Below are 20,410 nucleotides of genomic sequence, written 5' to 3'. Positions count from 1 at the left end.
TAAATCTCCTTAGCTCATAGTAATTACTAGAAAATATCGCTTAATTATACCATAAATCTCTAGTATATGCACTTGTTTTTTTAGTTTTTAGACATCCAATGTTGAATAAACAGCATTTTCCTCGATAAACTCTCGACGAGGTTCAACCTTATCCCCCATTAGCATGTCAAAAATCTTATCGGCTTCTGCCGCATCATCAACTGAAACGCGTGCCATGAGACGATTTTCAGGATTCATCGTAGTTTCCCACAACTGATGATCATCCATTTCTCCCAAACCTTTGTAACGTTGAATCGTTGGCTTGGACCGTCCCGTACTATGTCTTTCTAAGGCATCTTGCAATTCTTGCTCTTGATTAACCCCAGGTTGAATATATTCTTTTATCTCACTTCCAACCTTGATACCGTAAATAGGTGGTTGAGCGATATATACGTATCCCGCTTCTACAACAGGACGCATGTAGCGGTAAAATAATGTCAGAAGGAGTGTCCGAATATGGGCACCATCGACATCGGCATCTGTCATAATGACTAATTTTTGATAACGTGCCTTGCTAACGTCGAAATCAGCACCAAAGCCAGTTCCCATAGCTGTAAATAGACTACGGATTTCTTCGTTGGCCAAAATCTTGTCCATGCTGGCTTTTTCTACGTTCAAAATCTTACCACGAATCGGTAAAATAGCCTGAAATTCACGGTCGCGACCGGATTTAGCTGAACCACCGGCTGAGTCCCCCTCAACGATGAAAAGCTCTGTCTTCGTTGCATCATTTGAGGAACAGTCCGCTAACTTACCTGGGAGGTTTGAGATCTCAAGACCCGATTTCTTACGAGTTACCTCACGCGCACGCTTAGCAGCAATACGAGCCTTGCTTGCCAAGATCCCTTTTTCAACAATCCGTCTAGCAATCTGTGGATTTTCCAAAAGAAATTCTGCAAAGGCATCAGAGAAAAGGCGGTTGGTAATTTTGACCACTTCACTATTCCCAAGTTTTGTCTTAGTTTGTCCCTCAAATTGAGGCCCTGGGTGCTTAACAGAAATGACCGCTGTCAAGCCTTCACGCACATCCTCACCAGTCAAATTATCCTCATTTTCTTTGAGAATTTTATTTTTCTTGGCGTAATCGTTGATAACACGTGTCAGAGCTGTACGGAATCCTTGCTCATGGGTACCACCTTCATGCGTGTGAATATTGTTGGCAAAACTAACTACGTTTTCATGATAACTCGTTGTATATTGCATGGCAACCTCAACGGTAATATCATCCATTTCACCTTCTGTATAGATAGGGGTCTCAAAAATGACATCCTTGTTCTCATTAAGATACTCAACGTAGGAAGCAATACCACCTTCGTAGTGATATTCCTTTGTTTGCTCTACTCCCTCACGTTTGTCCGTAATAGAGAGATTTAAACCACGATTTAGGAAGGCCAATTCTTGAATCCGCTTATTTAATTTTGCAAAGTCGAACTCAGTCGTCTCAGTAAAAATTTCTGGGTCAGGTGTAAAATGTACAGTTGTACCAGAACGGTCTGTTTCTCCAACAACCTCCAAATCTGCAACGACTTCACCTCGTTTATACTCTTGGAAATAGACCTGACCATTTTTGTAGACATGAACGTCTAGCTGAGTAGATAGGGCGTTTACGACTGATGAACCTACGCCGTGCAATCCCCCTGAGACCTTATAACCGCCTCCGCCAAATTTACCACCTGCATGGAGCACTGTAAAGACAGTTTCTACCGCTGGACGACCAGTTTTTTCCTGAATATCTACCGGAATACCACGTCCATTATCAATAACCGTGATGGAGTTATCTGGCTCAATATAAACTTCAATTTTATCCGCAAAACCAGCCAGCGCCTCATCGATTGAGTTGTCGACAATTTCCCAAACCAAGTGATGGAGACCTTCTTTAGATGTTGAGCCGATATACATCCCTGGACGCATTCGAACAGCTTCAAGACCTTCCAATACTTGAATCTGACTGGCATCATATTCTTGAGCCTTCTCTTGTAAATCTTTGATTTCTTCTGTCATTTCTTTTCCTTATTTTCTATTTGTTGCTCCTTAAAAATAGAAAAGCCAATCCATCTGGATAAAAGCGAGACATATTTTTAGAGCAAAAATCATTCTAACGAATACCCTTTATTATACCATATTTTCTAATATTTTGATAGAAAAAAGAAGAGGAAACATTAGCTCCATCTTCTTCATTACTTTAACTATGATAAACCATTGTTTGAGCTAGGCTTTCCCCATCTCCACCAAATAAATCAACCAATTTATAGGCGAAATCCAAACTTGTTCCAGCGCCTCGGCTAGTGATAATTGGACCATCAACGACCACATCCTCTTCCAGATGGATACCTGACGGAATGTCTTTTTCTTTCCCTGGGAAACATGTATAGTGACGACTATCTAACAAACCAGCCTTATCCAGAACAATTGGTGCCGCACAAATTGCTGCTACTGATTTTCCTGATGCAACCGCTCTTTGCAATTCCGTAATCAGTGACTCTGAATCTCTAAGGTGGACAGAACCTGGCATTCCTCCTGGTAAAACAATCAGATCAAAGGAAGACAGGTCTCCATCAAAGACTTGGTCAGTTTGAACACGAATACCGTGCGACCCCTCCACTTCATGACTATCTAAACCAACAATCTGACAGTCAAAATGAGCTCGACGAAATACATCTACAGGGGCCAATGCTTCGATTTCTTCAAAACCATCGGCTAAAACAACCGCAACTCTTGTCATATAAACCAACTTTCTAACGTTTTATCGTAATTTTTCTATGGCGACGTGATCGATTTATTTCCTTCTCATCAGCTAGTCGTGACTGATACCCCATTGACAGCACTAGACCAACACCAATCAAATTTGAAACCATGGACGAACCACCTTGGGAGATAAACGGCAAAGGAATACCTGTTAGAGGTAACAAACCAGTTGCCGCGCCAACATTTTCAAACACATGGAACAACAGCATCATGATATAGCCAGTTGATATGTAAGTGTAGTATCGATTGTTTGACTTCAACGTTACCCGCAGCATTCGATAAATGAGCAACAAGTATAGTCCAATCAATACCGTCCCTCCAATAAAACCAAAATCCTCTCCAATCACCGTAAAAATCATATCACTTTCTCGAACAGGTATAAGAAGATTTGTTTTATTGAAACCTAGTCCTTTTAAGCCACCACTTCCGATAGCTATCAAACTTTGAGCTTGCTGGTAGGTCGTTGATTGGGCATTTTTAAAAGGATCAAGCCAGGCTGCAATACGATTGATTTTATAAGTATCCATCCCCAAATTGTGGAGGAATGTTGTTCCACCAGGAGAAATAAAAATCAGCATAAATCCACCAACCAAAACAATCCCCGTTAAGGCAGTCGGTAATAGAATTTTCCAAGAAACTCCTGATAATAGAAGCATTCCGCTAAAGATTGCTACAAATACTAAGGAAGTTCCTAAATCTTTCTGTAAGGCCAACAAAATCAGGACAGGGATAGTAAACAGTGTCATATAACCAATCAACATAAAATCCTCACGAATTTTTCGATTTGGATAATATTTATGAAAGGTAACAATCACCCTTGACAACATAATGATGTAGGCTATTTTCATAAATTCGGATGGTTGGAAAAGAGTCATTCCACCAATCGTTACCCAGTTTTTTGCTCCCGTTGACGCTACTAAGTCTGGACTGTAGAAAAACAAAGGCAATACCATAAGTCCTAGCCCAAGTACGTACAAGTAAGGTGTGATTTGCCACAGAAACTTAGTGGAAAAGAACATGACCAAAAAAGCTGCCACTGTTCCAATTCCTATCCAAGCAATTTGTTGACCAACCATCTGTACAACATTGTCCGGATAATCTTGACTAACCGCAATGTAGAGAGAAATAATCCCCACAACTAATAAAAAAAAGACCGGTAAAATAAGTGAGTAGTCTACTCGACTATCAATTGTGCCTCTATTTTTCATCAATTTCCTCATACTTTCACTTCAAATTCTTACTCGTTCCATTATAGCAAAAATCATCTCTCATTGAAACTAAAAATCTAGTTACATCTGAGGGGATACGATTTATACTCAACGAAAATCAAAAGTAGCCTAGGAAACGAAGTTGAAGATAGAACTCTGTTACTTTCTTATTTCAAGGTAACAGGCTGAAAACCTCCACTGGAGCTTTTCACTCATCAAGGCAAGTTGACAACGGATAATTTTGATTTTCGAAGAGTATTACTAGTGCACAAATCATAAAATACGTATATCTTCATACCTTCGAACAAGCTGAAATATAATGCTTTACCTTCACACACCCCTTAAGTTTGCTCAATTCATGAGTATGTAAACCAATGGCAATCATTTTGGCAATCACACACCCAAAAAGCCCTCTCCAATTTCTAGAGGCAAAGAAAAAACGGCTGAAAAGTTCGCCCAATTTTTGGGAATGTAACGCCCAGCCGTTACCATTTCCGTTACCATTTCAAAAAGAAAACCATTCCCATGGCTCGGGAATGGCTTAAAATCAACGTTTTCAACGGTTTTATAACGCTGATTATTTGAGACCGTATTTTTTGTTGAACTTGTCCACACGTCCATCTGCTTGAGTGAACTTTTGACGTCCAGTATAGAATGGGTGTGAGTCCGATGAAATTTCCACACGGATCAATGGGTAAGTTTCACCTTCGAATTCAACTGTTTCGTTAGATTTCTTAGTTGAACCGCTAAGGAACTTGTAGCCAGTAGTTGTGTCCATGAAGACAACAGTGCGATATTCTGGATGGATATCTTTTTTCATTTTAAAAATTCCTTTCTGCCATGGACTCTTTCCGAGCCATAGATTATAACCATTTAAGTTTACCAAAACTTTGTTCTTATGGCAAGTCTTTTTACCTATTTTTTTAATATTTTTTCAAGTTAAAGTACGGAAGCACCCGAAGCAAGGTCAGAAGTTACTCTGGCGCCAAATCCGCCTCTTGACGGACTGCCCAAGCTATCAGAAATCCTTTCTTTACCAGCAAGAACTTTTTCAGCAAGTCCCGAAGTCACAAGAATCCTACCATCCAGCCCCATCAAGACCGCCTCGATACCATCAGTTTCTTCTACTATCTTATAAATCCGAGGCAACTCTTGACCAAACAGTCGGGTCGTCCAAATCTCACCATCAACGGATTGTTTGGACACAATGGTCAAACTAGCCAGTTGCGACTCGATTGGATAGCCGGTCTCAGGACTCAAAATATGATGATAGGTCTTTCCATTCACGGTAAGGGTTCTTTCGTAAATACCAGAGGTGACTACAGATTCTTCTCCTATGTTGAGGACGAGGGCATTTTCACCACGTGGTTTCTGAGGATCCTGAATCCCAATTCGCCAGAAACCATCTTGATTGTGGGGAGCTTGACCAAAGGTCAGAACATTGCCTCCCAGGTTAATCAGTCCAGCTTCCACACCTATTCTTTTCAAAAAGTCAACAATCTTATCTGCCACATACCCTTTTGCCAGAGCACCCAGATCAATCGCCATACCTTCTTTTCTCAAATAGACTGTCTGCTCCTCATCATCTAATTCAATGTCCCTTGGATTGATGAGTTGGAGTTTTTCACTGATCATTTCTTGAGTTGGAAGTTTGGCATCGCTAAATCCAATCCGCCAGCTTTGTACAAGGGGACCAATGGTAATATTCAAAAAAGATCCCTGAGCCAGACTGTGTTCTTTTCCCAATTTGATTAATTCATACAGGTCTTCTGCAACAGGAACCGCCTGAACACCTGCATTAAGGTTGACCTCCATCAATTCAGAAGTCAAATCATTGGCAGAAAACCGATCCTTGTAGAGATAGAGAAGCTCTTCTACCTGATCCAAAATCGGTTCTGCCTGGGGATGCCATATTTTAGTATCAATGATGGTTCCCATAAGACGAAGGGAGCGACTACTTGCTTGCATTCCTCACTACCTCTTGTATTTCTTGGTATATGTTCTCATTTTCGGAGAGTGAATAAGAGTTCGCACCACTTGCTAGTGGGTGGCCTCCGCCATCGTGGCGCTTGGCAATCTCGTTGATTGGAATATACTTACTGCGTAGTCGTACGCGATAGTTTCCGTCAGTTTGTTCCACAAAAATCCCCCAAGATTGAACCGTCCCAATCCGTCCTGGTGCACCTACGATAAAGGAAGTGTCCGCATCGGTCACCCCGTATTTTTTGAGAATATCCTGTGTCAAGACGACACGTGCCGCACCATGTTCATCCACTTCCAAGTTGTCGTAGACGTAACCTGTCAACTTGGCAATCTTGAAATCAATGGTATCCATCTGGCGAGACATTCTTGCAAAGTCAAAATCTTCTTGGCGGAGACGAGCAACAATCTCAAAGGTGCGTGAGCTGGTTGCCGGATAGAGAAAGCGGCCTGTATCGCCCACAATTCCTGCATAGAGTAGACGGGCAGTTTCTCCGTCTAGTTCCAGTTGGCTTTGAAGGGCCAATTCTGCAATCATTTCACTGCAAGAACTAGCTTCCGTATTGACCCAAAGCAAGTCACCATAAGGCTCTTCATTGGGGTGATGATCGATTTTAATCAAGAAATCTCCTTGAGTATAGCGGTCATCATCCACACGTGCCGTATTGGCAGTATCTGTCACGATAACCAAGGCTCCTTGATAGTCTTGATCCGCAACCACATCCATCCCCGCCATCCAAGCAAGGTTCGGTTCCTCAAAACCGGTTACCTTGATGGTTTTTTCAGGAAAATTCTTCTGCAAGAGCTTCTGCAAACCCACCTGACTACCAATGGCATCCGGATCTGGTCGTTGGTGGCGATGAATGATAATGGTGTCGTATTCGTGAATTTTTTCGATAATAGTATTATAAATAGTCATAGCAACTCCTTTTCATCATTTTAGCACAAACTTCCCCTTTTGAAAATGATAGGAGTGTGATATAATGAAATTACTATGTAATTTGGAGGAAATTATGGCACTAGCAAAAATAGTTTACGCTAGTATGACTGGTAACACAGAAGAAATTGCTGACATTGTCGCCAGTAAGCTAGAAGAGTTAGGTTTGGAAGTACAGGTTCACGAATGTACGACCATTGAGACAGAAGAAATCTTGGATGCAGACCTCATTGTCGTTGCCAGCTACACTTATTCTTACGGTGGAGACGGTGAGCTTCCAGATGAAATTGTGGATTTCTATGCTGACCTAGCTGACTTAGATTTGACTGGTAAGGTCTACGGTGTTTGCGGTTCTGGTGATACCTTCTATGATGACTTCTGTAGTGCAGTAGATGACTTTGATGTCATGTTGGGTTCACGTGGAGCAACTAAAGGTGCTGAAAATGTCAAGGTGGACCTGGCTGCTGAAGATGAGGATATTGTTAACCTTGAGCAATTTGCAACTGACCTTGCTGCAAAATTAGATACAATGAATTAACTGACAAACAGACTGGCATATCAATAGGTCTAGTCTGTTTTCTTTTAGCCATTTATTAAGATTGTACACCTATTGTTTGCAATCTTTATTTTTTTGATATATAATTAACCGGTTAAGTTTTTTTAAATAAGGAGAATTTTATGGCTAAAAAATCAAAAATGGCACGCTATCAGAGACAGTTGGAGTTAATTGAGCGCTATGCGGATTTACGTAAAAGTCTCAAAGAAAAAGGTGACTATCAAGCACTTCGAAAATTGCCTCGCGACTCAAATCCAAATCGACTGAAATACCGCGACAGGACCGATGGCCGTCCGCACGCTTATATGCGAAAATTCGGTGTGAGTCGGATTACCTTCCGTGAATTAGCCCATCTTGGTCAACTTCCTGGGGTAAAAAAAGCAAGTTGGTAACTTCCTCAAACAAGGCTAGTATTCTGCCTTGTTTTTTGCTATACTAAAAAACAACTGAAACAATATACGGAGGTTTATAAGATGAATTTGGATTGCATCCGCGAACAGATTAACACGATTGATAGCCAATTAGTTGAACTACTTGAAAAACGAATGGAGTTGGTCGACCAAGTTACAGCCTATAAGCGTGCAACAGGTAAGCCTGTTTTGGATACCAGCCGAGAAAATGCTGTCCTTGAAAGAGTTGGAAAATTAGTTCAAAAGGATGATTACCGCTCTGCCATTCAAGCAACCTTTAGCGATATTATGACCCAATCAAGAGCCTATCAATCTTCCAAGTTAGCGAATCATGAGCAATAAGATGAAACAAGCCATCCAACTCCTTTTCTTTTCCAGCTTAATTGGAGTTGGTGCAGGGATTATAGCCACACTTTTTGGGAAAATTCTACTAGGAGTTGGAGACTTACAATCTGAATATTTTACATCTCTAATCCTCTTTCTGCCACTGGCAGGGGTGGTGATTGTTTTCATTTATCAAAAATGGGGAAGGGAAGTCCAAACAGGCATGGGCTTAGTCTTCAAAGCTGGACAAGGTGAGAATGTGCACATTTCTCCAGTTCTCATTCCGCTCATCATCTCTACAACTTGGCTCAGTCATCTTTTTGGTGCTTCCGTTGGTCGCGAGGGGGTAGCTGTCCAACTTGGAGCCAGTCTTTCACACTGGTTACAAAAACAAGGTTTCACAGACTTGCCCAAAGACATGGTAACAAAGATTGGTATGGCCGCAGGTTTTGCGGGACTCTTTCAAACACCATTGGCTGCTAGTTTCTTTGCCATTGAGGTTTTAGTCGTTGGCCAATATTCTTGGACAAGTCTCCCCTATTGTCTAGTTGCCGCTTTCACAGCTTCTACTACTTCTCATTTATTGGGATTAGAAAAATTTTCGCACGCCATCGTGACTACCTCATTCCAGTTTACAGATAGTTTCAAATTACTTCTGATAGCCCTATGCTTCGGTTTCATCGGCAATCTATTTGCCTGGTTTTTGGCACAAGCAAAAAACATCTCAACTCGATGGCTTCCAAATCCTTACATTAAAATAGCTATTATGGGAGTTGGACTGACCGTTCTACTATTTTTCTTCCATCAAGGTCGTTATGCTGGTTTGGGGACCAATTTGATTGATGCCAGTCTAGCTGGGGAACAGGTGTTTGCTTACGATTGGCTACTGAAACTCCTACTAACCTGCCTTTGTTTGGCTGCAGGTTTTCAAGGAGGCGAAGTTACTCCCCTCTTTGCGATTGGAGCTAGTTCTGGGGCTGTTTTAGCAGGATTACTAGGTCTACCAACTGAACTTGTTGCAGCCCTTGGGTATTGTGCCGTATTTGGAACAGCCACCAATACCTTACTGGCTCCTCTCTTCATTAGTTATGAAGTATTCGGTGCTAATATCCTGCCCTATGCTATTCCTGTACTTGCCATAGCTTATCTTATAAACAGAAAACAGACTATTTATGGGGTGCAGGTGAGGTGAAGTAAGGGAATCATAGTTTGCCTCATTTTGCCTCCTAGTCATATTTTAGACAAAACAAAACCCTTGAAAACATTGATATTTCAAGGGTTTTTATAATTTTAAATATCTCCCCTGCAGGAATCGAACCTGCAACTAATTCTTAGGAGGAATTTGTTATATCCATTTAACTAAGGGAAGTCTGCCTCTCTATTGTAACCCAGAAGAGAGCAGATTGCAAGAGCAAGGTTATATAAGTTTTTTTCAAATTTTTACAAAAAGCAGAACCTACTCTAAGATGAAAGACAATTGTTTTTATGTATTCCTCTCATGATAGTCTCTAAAAGAAGCGCTCCTAGAACATACTTCGAAAGTTTGTCGTTTTTATGCTTGATTCCTATTCCCCTTCCTTACGTCTCATTGAGACAGCCATTCCGAGTGAAACTAAGCCACCCAAGCTAATAAGAAGTGAGCCTAGGGCTTCTTGACCGGTATTTGGAAGTGTTTGATTTCCTGATGCTTTTTCAGTTTTCTTATTTGAAATAGGAGCCACAATTCCAGATGGTGCCGGTTGCTCGTTTGCTTTCTGATTTGCTACACTATCGCCACCGTCGCTTGCTTTTTCAGGTGTTTTCGTATCGGTAGTTGTCCCAGCAGTATCTCCTTTTTCTTCTGCTTTTGGTTCTTCTACATACTCCTCGACAAATGCTTTTCTACCTGTAATAGTTGCACTAATCGTTTGACCTGCTTTTTCTAAATCAGTCAAATACTCCACAAATACTTCTGTATCGGGATTGATAGCGCCAATCAGCTTAGCTTCTTTGAAAATCGAGAAACCATCCCCACCACCAAATAGGAAGTCGTTGATGACAAGTGTATAGGTTTCTGTCGGAACAATCTCTGTTCCATCTTCTTTGAAGGCTTTAACAACCTTGTAAGGATTTTCTTCCGTTGGATTATCTGCTTTCGTGTAGATATATTTGATTCCAGACATTTGAAGGAAATATTTTTCGCCTTCATCGTATTGTTGATTTAAGGCTGTATAAATCTGCTCACCTGTCATTTGAACAACTTGTAGGATATTCCCAAATGGTTGAACAGCTTGTGCTGCTCCCCAAGTAACTGTTCCATCCTCTTGGACCTTCAAATCTGCCCGAATCCCGCCATTGTTGGTCATTGCAAAGTCAACATCATAACCTGATTTCTTAGCAATAGCTAATTGAGCCGATGTTACTAAATTGCCCACAGCACTTTCTTTAAATTCATTTACCTCGCGAGAAATATCTGTCGCTTGACTAGCCGTACCAATTTTTTGCTCTGTTACTTTTTTAACAATGGTATTTGCTTCGTCTACAATCGCCTGAATTTCTGGACTTGGTGTTTTCTGCCCTGGTGCCACTGCAATAATTTTCGCAGTCGGAACATCTTTAAAGTCGGCAATATCTGTATCATAAACAGCCCTAACATCTGCATAAGCCTTACCTTGTGAGGTAGCTTGAACAATCAAGGTTTTGCCTGTTGTACCATTTGTATAGACATGGTTATGACCAGCAAATACAAGGTCAACTGAGTGTTCAGGATAGATTTCATTTAGCTTAGCAATCATATCTGCAGCTTCACCAGCAGCCACACCATCCTTACTTGTAGCTGGGACGTGAGCCAGTACAACTATCGCATTTACACCTTTTTCAGCTAACTCACGCGCATATTTAGCAATCGTCTCTGCCTCATTCAAAAAAGTGTACTGCTCATAGTTTTTCTTCAAAACAAGATTAGGAATCTCTGTCGTAACTACACCAATAAAGCCAATATTTGCTTCTTTATCATTTACAGGAATAGTCTTAATAGCATACGGTTTCCAGCCATACGGAATTTCACCCGTCTCTTTGTCAATAACGTTAGCAATAACAATCTCCTGTTTGGCTACTTCATGAGTATAATTATCTACAATCTCATTAAACTGGCCTTCTTTTGGAGCTTCACCAGTCATGATACGGTTATACTCATCAAGTCCCTCATCAAACTCATGGTTCCCCAAAGTACCATATTCAACATCCATTTTGTTAAAGACTTTTACAGTTGGTTCATCTTGTAAAAGTCCAGAATTCGATGGACTTGCACCAACCATATCTCCGGCTTGAACACGGATAGACTCTGCAGGTGTTTCTGTTTCTGCTGCTGTTTCTTCAAATTCTGCTTGTGAATCATCCATGTAAGCATCAAGTAAGGCTGCAGTTCCTGCATTCCGAACTGTTTCCCCCTCCAATCGCGCTGTCCCTGTCGTATCAAGCGCACCATGGAAATCATTAACTCCCATAATTTGGACAGCTAATTCATCTGCTAAAACAGCCTGTGTTGTAATGACACTAAAACCAGCTACAAGAGCTAGTACACTGCTTTTCAACCGAATATTCTTTTTCATAAGCAAAACAATGCTCCTTCTATTTTTTTCATATTGACATATCTATAATAATCCTTTTTTTACGGCTTTTCAATATCAAATCAGTCATTTATAACAAAAAATTATAAAAACATTCGTTTATTCTTACTTTTTCATCATTTTTCTGAAAATATCTTGTTGTTTTTATCCATAATACGAAAAATCAGCCCTCTTCCCATACACAGTTCTCTCCAAAATACTCCTCACAACTAAAAAGGGAGTGGGAAAGAACTCGACCATTCATAGAAGAGTTCGTCTTCCCACCCCCGCACAGTTGATTAGGTCAGATTTGGAGTGTAAAACACGAACAAATCTGCCAATCAACCACTGCGCTAAGATGTTGACACTAACGTTGAGAAGCGGTGCTGGGCTTTTTTCCCAGCCTCACTGTTCTTATTTAGCTGCTTTATAAAGTTCGTTAACCTTGTCCCAGTTAATCACTTCAAAGAAGGCTTTGATGTAGTTTGGACGGACGTTACGGTAGTTAAGGTAGTAAGCATGCTCCCAAACATCCAATGCCAAGATTGGTTTCAACCCTTGCATGATAGGTGTGTCTTGGTTAGCTGTTGAGATAACTTCCAACTTACCTTCTTTATTAACAACCAAGAAAGCCCAACCTGAACCGAAACGAGTTGTTGCTGCTGCAGTGAAGGCTTCTTTGAAAGCATCAAATGAACCAAAAGTTGCATCAATATCTGCTGCTAATTCAGCTGAAATGTCTGTTTTTTCTGGTGAAAGCAATTCCCAGAAAAGAGCATGGTTCAAATGACCACCACCGTTGTTGATAAGGGCTTGACGGATATCAGCTGGAATGCTTTCTACATCTGACAAAAGAGCCACCAAGTCTTCACCGATTTCAGGGTGTTTTTCAAGGGCAGCATTTGCATTTGCAACATAAGTCGCATGGTGCTTGTCATGGTGCAAGGTCATTGTTTCTGCATCAATATGTGGTTCCAAAGCATCGTAAGCGTATGGAAGGTCTGGTAAAATAATTGCCATTTATTTGTTCTCCTATACTAATTGATATACCTATTTTACTCCAATGTGAGAGCCTTTTCAATTTTTTTGTCTGATAATCACGATATTGCAATTTTTAACAAGGCAAGATCAAATAAGTAATCCTTATCAAACTGACCGGTCTTGATGTGATAATCCGTTTCAATCAACAAGCGAACCACCTTTTTCAAAAATCCAATGGATAGGTAGCGTGAATCTCGAAGGGCAAATTTAATTTGGAATGGATTGACCTTCCGACCCATGATTTCTGACAATTCCGCCACCATCTGCTGCTCACTTTTGCCCTGTTCTTGAAGAATTTGAACCTGCAAATAAGTCCGAAATTGGGTCAGCATAATAGCGATTAATTTGATTTCGTCTTCTCCCTGTAATCGTAAGTCGCGAACCAGTTGACGGGCCTCATCCATTTTGGACTGGAGAACCATTTGTGTCAGGTCAAAAATATTGTCTTGCAAGGTCTTAGGAATGGCAGCGTCAATGTCTGCCATCGTAATCAATTTTTGTCCCTTATAAGACTGTAAAAAGGCTAGATTTTTACTGATTTCGGCAAAGTCAAAATTAGATTTTCCAAGGAGGTATTGAAAAACATCTCCCTCCATATTTAGACCTAAACGACCAATTTCTTTTTGGAAAAACTGGCGCAAATCGGCTTCTTTCAAAGGACTAGTTTCCAAAATCAGGCCATCTCGCTTAAGGAGTTTGACCAGGCGTCGTTTGCTATCTAACTTTCCTGGAGCCAGGATAATCAATCGTGTCGTATCAACTGGATTTTCCAAATAAGCCTCAAATTGCTTGAGCTCTTCATCCGTCAAATGTCGCTTCTTATCCGTCGTCAAGTCAGCAAAATAATCAAGAATGACAACTTTTTCATCTGAAAAAAATGGAAGAGAAACCAAATCCAAATCCACCTGACTATAATCAGCCTCTGACATATCAAAATAGGCAAAACCAAGGTCTGCAGGATCGAAATCAATTTGTCGCAACAATAAATCCTTTGCGATCTGATATTGACCGACATCTTCACCGCATAAAACGGTCAAGGGGCCTAACTTCTCTTTTTTTAATGTCTCAATCTGTCCAATAACTAACATGTATACCTCATATTCTGTTTTCATTTTACCACAAAAACGATGAGGCTTGCAAAATGTCAAAAAAGAAAAACCACAAAATCAATTGCTGAGATACCTTGATTTCATGCTTTTCATCATTTTAGTTCGCTAAATTTTTCGCAGTTGCGGGAATGACCAGTCGCCTATCTTGTTTCTCCGTAAAAGGAACAATTGGAGGTCGCGGTCTTTCCAAGTAGGCTACGACTTCTTGACCAGACGGGTCAAATTGGAGCAGAGAGTAAAATGGGTCGTGATAAAACAAGAAAATGTAGCCATTTTCATAAGCTTCTTTTGTCCACCTTGTCTTAGCGGCGATGCTATCCATAGGATAATCATCCACAGCAGCCACCCAAAGTGGATTACGGTGAACATGAGTTAGAACGGTATCGGCCATATGAATGATGGTTTGGTGTTCTTGTTTTAAGAGAATCAAGCAGTGGCCATTGCTATGACCTCCTGTTCGATGCATCTCAATTCCTGGAATAATTTCTATCGATTCACCGAAAGTGATTACTTGCGATTGGATGGCTTCCCAATTCTCCTTGAGATAAGTCCCTCGGGTTCTAGGATTTGGATTTCTTACCTCATCCCACTCAATTTCATTGATGTAAATCTGTGCATTAGGGAAGGTTGAGACGATTTCTCCATCTTCCAAACAGGTTATATACTTAAATATTCACTTAATTTGAAAAGAAAAATGAAATAATTCTAATGAGAATTTCTTTACTGTCAAAGAACCAATATTCACAAATGAAGTACTTTTAGATAAAAGATGATTTTCGGCAGTCTTGTGAATACTGACTGTATTTTAGAGAAACGAATGGTGAAGAGCTTAAAATCTAGCCTTAGGAAGTATAAACAAATAATATAGGTTCTTAGTCAGTTAAAGTAAGCAACAACCGTTCAAAATACAGTATATTTGCGAAAACGCTTAATTTCTGTTATATTCTAGATAACAACATGAACTAGAAAAGGGGAAAATATGGAACGGAAACAAAGATTTTCTATAAAAAAATTATCAATCGGTGTTGTGTCCATTTGTATCGGATTTGCATTTCTTACTCAAGGAAACAGTACTGTAGCAGCCGCTGAAAAGAGTGTTGAAGTTATTGTTAGCAACGCAACAGGCGAAGAGGAAAACATCCCTACTCAACCTACGGAAACTCCTAACAATAGAGAGAGCATTCAAAATACGGAAACTACTACTCAAGAAGAAATCACCATAGATAATACGGTTGAGGGACAAACTGATACAGAAAAAAGCACCAGTCCGGAACAAGCGGTACCCGAATCTACCGCCAGTCATACTGACCACCTTGCAAATACTGGAGACACCACTACAACTTCATCTTCAACAGAGAGCTCAGTAAATGAAGTAGAGTTACTAACGGAAACTACTGCTCTTTACTCCCCTGAATCATCCTCTAAAATAGAAACTATCGACACCAGTCATAAAGCAGAGCAACCTAACACAAGCGAAGGAACAACAGCCCTTCGTGCCGCAACCAATACAAGCCCCACAACTACTGTGTCTGGAAATGATACTGCTATCCAAGCAATTGAAAATGGAAGCATCACTCAGTCTAAAACGATAGCATCTCTAAACGCTGAAGAGAAACAAACACTTAGCAACCTCATTCTCACAAACTTTGAAACTAGCGCTGATAAAGTAGCTTTACTAGATGTTGTAAAACCTAAAGAGAGTTTAAGTATTTCTGATTTAACAAAATATTTTGTTCCGCTTATAAAACAACTAAAGTCAGATCCTAATTACAAGCACTTGACTGACCAAGAAAGGTCCGCTGAAGCAACAAAATTAGCGCTGATTGAAGCGAACAAAAACCTCTACGAAGATGCGAGTATTGAAGCTCTTGCGCCTGAGGCAAAAAACACTTTCCAACAACTCCTTGCATATAACAATGGTCAGCTACTTACGGAAAAATCAGGGCTTACAGTTGAAACTCTAAAAAATAATCTTAGTCAACTGTATCGTGGTGTCCTATACCTCCAGCAGCAATACTCCTTTGAAAAAGATTTACCACAAACTCTTGTCTTTACTCCCCACACAATTGGTAATATCCAAGCAGGCCAAACAAGTGCCTATGATCGCTTGTTAGCTTATGGCGGGCGTATTACAGATAAACGATCGCTTGCTTTAAATCTCAATCAGAATCAGTTCAAGGAACGCCTAATTAGCCAATATACCGGTACTAAGTCTACGGCTGAATTGGTTGAAAAAATTGCTCAATCAAAGGGTAAAGATGTCAATAGTTACTTTACAGAACAGTCCCAAGCTTTGATTGGAACAAGCCCAAATATTTCCATATTTGACTTATTGAAAACAAATAAGCCAGATTACATTCTCCCTATCCTCTCACAAGGAAAAGGAATTTACGTTGCGGGTACTAGCAATAGTTTGACTCTTGGGCTTTTAGATTCGTATACAGACCTGTACCCTGAGTTGAAAAACTACAGCAAGGAACGTGGGGTACAACAACCTACATCTACTTTCTTCGAAAAAATCCTTACCTACCAAGAAAATTGGTTGACTTTCCTTAACTCTGCTAAAAAAGATAGTACAACTATTCCATTTACACTAGCAGTCGATACGATGAATGTCTATAACGAGACCACCAAAGCACACACTTGGTCACCTAACGAAGGCACTTCTGCACATTCTGCGGTACTCAACTTCTTCTCTCCAATGAATCTCTGGGAAAATTATGTTCGTTCAGGAGTTGGACTAGGAGGTGTTGCAAATGGTGAAAATATGATTAAAGCCTACGAGACACGCTTTATGCACAGTAACCTTTCAGGCATCGCATTGTTCACTCACGAAATGACTCATACAAACGATGAGGCTAGGTTGTTCGGTGGAACTTATCGTAAAGAAGGTCGACGAGCTGGTCAAGGACCTGAAGTGTATGCACGAGGTTTATTTGAAGTCATCGATAACACACAAAACGGTGTTCCTGGTGAGTACAAACCTGTCTTTAATTTGAATACCGCTCTCACTATTGCTGAAAGTTCTAATCGTACTCAAGCATTAACACCTCAAACTTCTACAGAAAAGTTAGCAAATTACACAAAAAATCTTGTTGATTTAGTCGCTTATTTAGAAGCTGTTGAAGCGAGGGTTGCTTTAAAATCCCTAGCAGAAAATGAATTAGCTATTTATTTCAATAAGGTCGTCCAAGTACCTCGCAATACCACTTCTAACACTAGCACGACAACCACCAGTCTCCCTTCTACCAACGATGCATTTCTCCCCTATGGGCAGTTGACGGTTGCTTCACTTACTAAACCAACTAGCATCAATGATTTGGTTGACCAAGATGCAGTCAGTGGTCAGTTTATCCCTCGTGGAATTTCCCCTATCCTAACGGAATTAAGTCATAACCAATATGATCATGTCCCACTTCTAGAAAGCTTCTACGGTGCTTCAGAAGCTTCAAGTGGCAATAATACCGTTGGAGATATCTCTTTCAAGCGACATGCATATGAAATATTGGCATGGAAAGGCTGGGATGCCTTTATAAGTTACATTAGTAACAGATACAATAGCGACTCAGAAGCTTTTAAAGCAATCTTAGGAAACGAATATTCAGATTGGGCTAGTTTCAAAAAAGCACAATACAAACGGTTAGAAGATAAGGAACCGGTTAATCAATTGTGGCAAACTAGCCAATTGGAGAAAGAGTTAGAAACAGCTATAAAAGCTGATTTAGCAGTATTAACCACCTATCGAAATTCAATTAACAGTCTACTTAACAGTCGTTCCACTGTTACTCAAACGCAGTTAGACCAAGCAGCTCAAAACGCTTCAGTTGCCCGGTTAGCAACCAATGTCCGTAAAGTTAAATTAAATATTCTAAACAAAGCTCTACAGTTTAACAATCTAGAAGCTAGTATCTTTGAAGCACCAAAACAATCTGACATTATCTATGTAAAAAATGGCGGAAACGGACAAGGACTTACAGAAGATACCCCTATGGGAAGTTTGGCTGAAGCCTTGCAGAAAGCTACAGATGGTACTATCATCAAACTGGTCGGCAATGCCACCGAGCGAACTCCACTCGTCATCAATAAAGCAGTTACCATTGAGAGTGATAGCAGTGAAAATGCGATTATTTTTAATGAGAGTATTCAAATTTCAAATAACGTTACCCTACGTAATTTAAGTATTCATGCTTTAACAGAAAGTAATGTCCCAGGAAACATCTACATAGATGGTCAAGTGACAATGGATCATGTATCCACTCTTATATCCAATCGTCAAACTGATAAACGCCCTAGTCTTATCATAGGTTCATCAGCAGATACAACTGATAAGCGTGAATCCAGTTTGAAGATTTTAAATACAAATGAAACTGTTTTCGATAAGATGACCGTCCAAAATGCCGCAGATATTGCGATTGCAAATGGTACACAAATTAAAAACGGTGTCGAAGTGACTACACCTTCTCCTGTTACAATCACTTCCGAAAGTAATCAGGTCAATAAATTCCAAGCACCTGAAACCAATCAAGTAACCCTTATTTTTAATAATAGCAAAGCAAGTAATGTAGAGTTAAAAAACATCTCAAATCTCATAGTAAAAAACAATTCCTTTATCTCCCTAAACAGCCAATCACTCAATCCAATCCAACAGGCATTAACAGTAGAAACTGGTAGCCAAATAAATTTGGGAGATTTAGAAGCTCGTTTCCAATCACTTAAAGGAGATGGAATATTAGAATTCACAGATAAGGGACAATTAGCCTTACAAGATTTAGACGGACAAGCGACTATCCAGTTTAAACGCAAAGATATGAATTTCTCTGAATCAGACGGTAAGACATTTGTCACTATTGCTTCTAAACAAAGTGGCCTTTCCGTCAAGCTAATACCGCTGGATGAAATACTTAAAATGGACAAAGACGGAAATTACATCTATCATCAGCCTTACTCAGCAGGATATTATTTTGAATCCGTAGAACTTGATAAGATATTGCCAAGTGAAGTCGAAGATTTATTGCCAGAAGATAAGGAAAGTCCTAATCAAGCGATTCCACAACCAGAAGCGATTACTGAAATAGTTGTAGATGGGGATGGAAGATGGGTCTTTGACAGATGGGAACTTGATTCTGAAAGTACTGCTAAACAGCATTTCTATACAGGTTACTGGCGCTACGAATCTTCACCTCAAACAACCGTTCGTTTTGAAGATGTTCCGTTTACAGTTATCTATCAAGCCGATGAAAACAGAACGGCTGGGGAAAAAGAAACTATCTCTAGCGGAAAACTTGGAAAAGATAAAATTACTGAAACAGAAGGTTCTGAGCCGGTAAGAGAAAGCATCGAAAAACCGCAAAACGAAATTATCGCTGTCGGTACAAAACCAGTTGTTGTAACAAACGTCTTGAAATACAAGACAACTACCGTAGAAGACCCTAAATTGCCAAAAGGACACACAGAAACCGTCACTCAAGGGAAAGAAGGCAAGGAAATCATCACTACGACCTACACACTTGATACCAAAACTGGAAACATTACTGCGAACACCGTAACGGAAACAATCGAACCAGTCGAAAAAGTTGTGAAAATCGGAACCAAATCTTCCCCTCAAACAACAGTTCGATTCGAAGAGATTCCGTTTACAGTTATCTACCAAGCTGACGAAAACAGAACAGCCGGGGAAAAAGAAACCATCTCTAGCGGAAAACTTGGAAAGGCAAAAATTACTGAGACAGAAGGTTCTGAACCGGTAAGAGAAGTCCTTGAAAAACCACAAAACGAAATTGTCGCTGTCGGTACAAAACCAGTTGTTGTAACCAACGTCTTGAAATACAAGACAACTACCGTAGAAGACCCTGAATTGCCAAAAGGACACACAGAGACCATCACTCAAGGGAAAGAAGGCAAGGAAATCATCACTACGACCTACACACTGGATACCAAAACTGGAAACATTACTGCGAACACCGTAACGGAAACAATCGAGCCAGTTGAGCATGTCGTGAAAATCGGAACCAAATCTTCCCCTCAATCAACAGTTCGATTCGAAGAGATTCCGTTTACAGTTATCTACCAAGCTGACGAAAACAGAACAGCCGGGGAAAAAGAAACCATCTCTAGCGGAAAACTTGGAAAGGCAAAAATTACTGAGACAGAAGGTTCTGAACCGGTAAGAGAAGTCCTTGAAAAACCACAAAACGAAATTGTCGCTGTCGGTACAAAACCAGTTGTTGTAACCAACGTCTTGAAATACAAGACAACTACCGTAGAAGACCCTGAATTGCCAAAAGGACACACAGAGACCATCACTCAAGGGAAAGAAGGCAAGGAAACCATCACTACGACCTACACGCTGGATACCGTAACTGGAAACATTACTGCGAACACCGTAACGGAAACAATCGAACCAGTTGAGCATGTCGTGAAAATCGGAACCAAATCTTCCCCTCAATCAACAGTTCGATTCGAAGAGATTCCGTT

Annotated in this window: 14 protein-coding genes, 1 tRNA gene and 1 pseudogene; 5 read left to right on the top strand and 11 right to left on the bottom strand. The window is 40.3% G+C overall.

All coding sequences use genetic code 11. The features are described from left to right. Positions 1-87 precede the first annotated feature (87 nt). The 6 genes from gyrB to SST62_RS0105135 all read right to left on the bottom strand — a co-directional run bounded on the left by gyrB (position 88) and on the right by SST62_RS0105135 (position 6,891). Positions 88-2,040: a DNA topoisomerase (ATP-hydrolyzing) subunit B gene (gene gyrB, locus SST62_RS0105160; RefSeq protein WP_002939427.1), complete on the bottom strand. Its 1,953-nt coding sequence runs from the start codon at positions 2,038-2,040 to the stop codon at positions 88-90. Positions 2,041-2,221: 181 nt separating this feature from the next. Further along, a complete protein-coding gene (locus tag SST62_RS0105155; RefSeq protein WP_015647132.1) occupies positions 2,222-2,761 on the bottom strand; it encodes a DJ-1 family glyoxalase III in 540 nt (179 codons plus the stop codon). A gap of 13 nt (positions 2,762-2,774) precedes the next feature. Further along, positions 2,775-4,004: an FtsW/RodA/SpoVE family cell cycle protein gene (locus tag SST62_RS0105150; RefSeq protein ID WP_029942612.1), complete on the bottom strand. Its 1,230-nt coding sequence runs from the start codon at positions 4,002-4,004 to the stop codon at positions 2,775-2,777. Between the two features lie 565 nt (positions 4,005-4,569). Then, complete coding sequence (locus SST62_RS0105145; RefSeq protein ID WP_024379743.1) at positions 4,570-4,812, bottom strand: type B 50S ribosomal protein L31; 243 nt, start codon at positions 4,810-4,812, stop codon at positions 4,570-4,572. Positions 4,813-4,931: 119 nt separating this feature from the next. Further along, entirely contained in the window at positions 4,932-5,960 is a 1,029-nt protein-coding gene (locus SST62_RS0105140) for an FAD:protein FMN transferase (RefSeq protein WP_029186551.1), read from the bottom strand. After that, positions 5,947-6,891: a DHH family phosphoesterase gene (locus SST62_RS0105135; protein WP_029186550.1), complete on the bottom strand. Its 945-nt coding sequence runs from the start codon at positions 6,889-6,891 to the stop codon at positions 5,947-5,949. Before SST62_RS0105135 ends, SST62_RS0105140 begins: the two co-directional genes overlap by 14 nt. Before the next feature lie 94 nt (positions 6,892-6,985). Here SST62_RS0105135 and SST62_RS0105130 point away from each other — a divergent pair, with 94 nt between their 5' ends. From SST62_RS0105130 to SST62_RS0105115, 4 genes are all read left to right on the top strand, one after another. Then, on the top strand, positions 6,986-7,447 hold the full coding sequence (locus SST62_RS0105130) for a flavodoxin (protein WP_024377090.1): 462 nt from the start codon (positions 6,986-6,988) through the stop codon (positions 7,445-7,447). A gap of 140 nt (positions 7,448-7,587) precedes the next feature. Continuing rightward, complete coding sequence (gene rpsN / locus SST62_RS0105125) at positions 7,588-7,857, top strand: 30S ribosomal protein S14 (protein WP_002940393.1); 270 nt, start codon at positions 7,588-7,590, stop codon at positions 7,855-7,857. A gap of 81 nt (positions 7,858-7,938) precedes the next feature. Then, entirely contained in the window at positions 7,939-8,217 is a 279-nt protein-coding gene (locus tag SST62_RS0105120) for a chorismate mutase (protein ID WP_029186549.1), read from the top strand. Then, positions 8,207-9,391 (top strand): chloride channel protein, encoded by a 1,185-nt coding sequence (locus SST62_RS0105115; RefSeq protein ID WP_029186548.1) that lies wholly within the window; start codon positions 8,207-8,209, stop codon positions 9,389-9,391. The genes SST62_RS0105120 and SST62_RS0105115 overlap by 11 nt, the downstream gene beginning before the upstream one ends. A gap of 105 nt (positions 9,392-9,496) precedes the next feature. Here the strand turns inward: SST62_RS0105115 and SST62_RS0105110 are convergent. The 5 genes and pseudogenes from SST62_RS0105110 to SST62_RS0105090 form a co-directional block, all read right to left on the bottom strand. Then, positions 9,497-9,568, bottom strand: a tRNA-Arg gene (locus tag SST62_RS0105110). A gap of 196 nt (positions 9,569-9,764) precedes the next feature. Then, positions 9,765-11,789: a surface-anchored 5'-nucleotidase gene (locus SST62_RS0105105; RefSeq protein ID WP_029942610.1), complete on the bottom strand. Its 2,025-nt coding sequence runs from the start codon at positions 11,787-11,789 to the stop codon at positions 9,765-9,767. 411 nt (positions 11,790-12,200) lie between these two features. Then, positions 12,201-12,806: a superoxide dismutase SodA gene (sodA, locus tag SST62_RS0105100; protein WP_029186546.1), complete on the bottom strand. Its 606-nt coding sequence runs from the start codon at positions 12,804-12,806 to the stop codon at positions 12,201-12,203. A 77-nt stretch (positions 12,807-12,883) separates the two neighbouring features. After that, complete coding sequence (gene holA / locus SST62_RS0105095) at positions 12,884-13,915, bottom strand: DNA polymerase III subunit delta (RefSeq protein WP_029186545.1); 1,032 nt, start codon at positions 13,913-13,915, stop codon at positions 12,884-12,886. Positions 13,916-14,033: 118 nt separating this feature from the next. Beyond that, positions 14,034-14,585 (bottom strand): annotated as a pseudogene (locus tag SST62_RS0105090) (MBL fold metallo-hydrolase); the annotation flags it as partial. Positions 14,586-14,915: 330 nt separating this feature from the next. Here SST62_RS0105090 and SST62_RS01000000111505 point away from each other — a divergent pair. Beyond that, positions 14,916-20,410: G5 domain-containing protein (locus SST62_RS01000000111505; RefSeq protein ID WP_032499347.1), on the top strand; the 5,495-nt coding region annotated here is incomplete at its 3' end.

The sequence above is a fragment of the Streptococcus suis YS56 genome (assembly GCF_000440115.1).
GTDB lineage: Bacteria > Bacillota > Bacilli > Lactobacillales > Streptococcaceae > Streptococcus > Streptococcus suis_L.
This window is presented reverse-complemented; position numbering and strand designations above follow the sequence as displayed.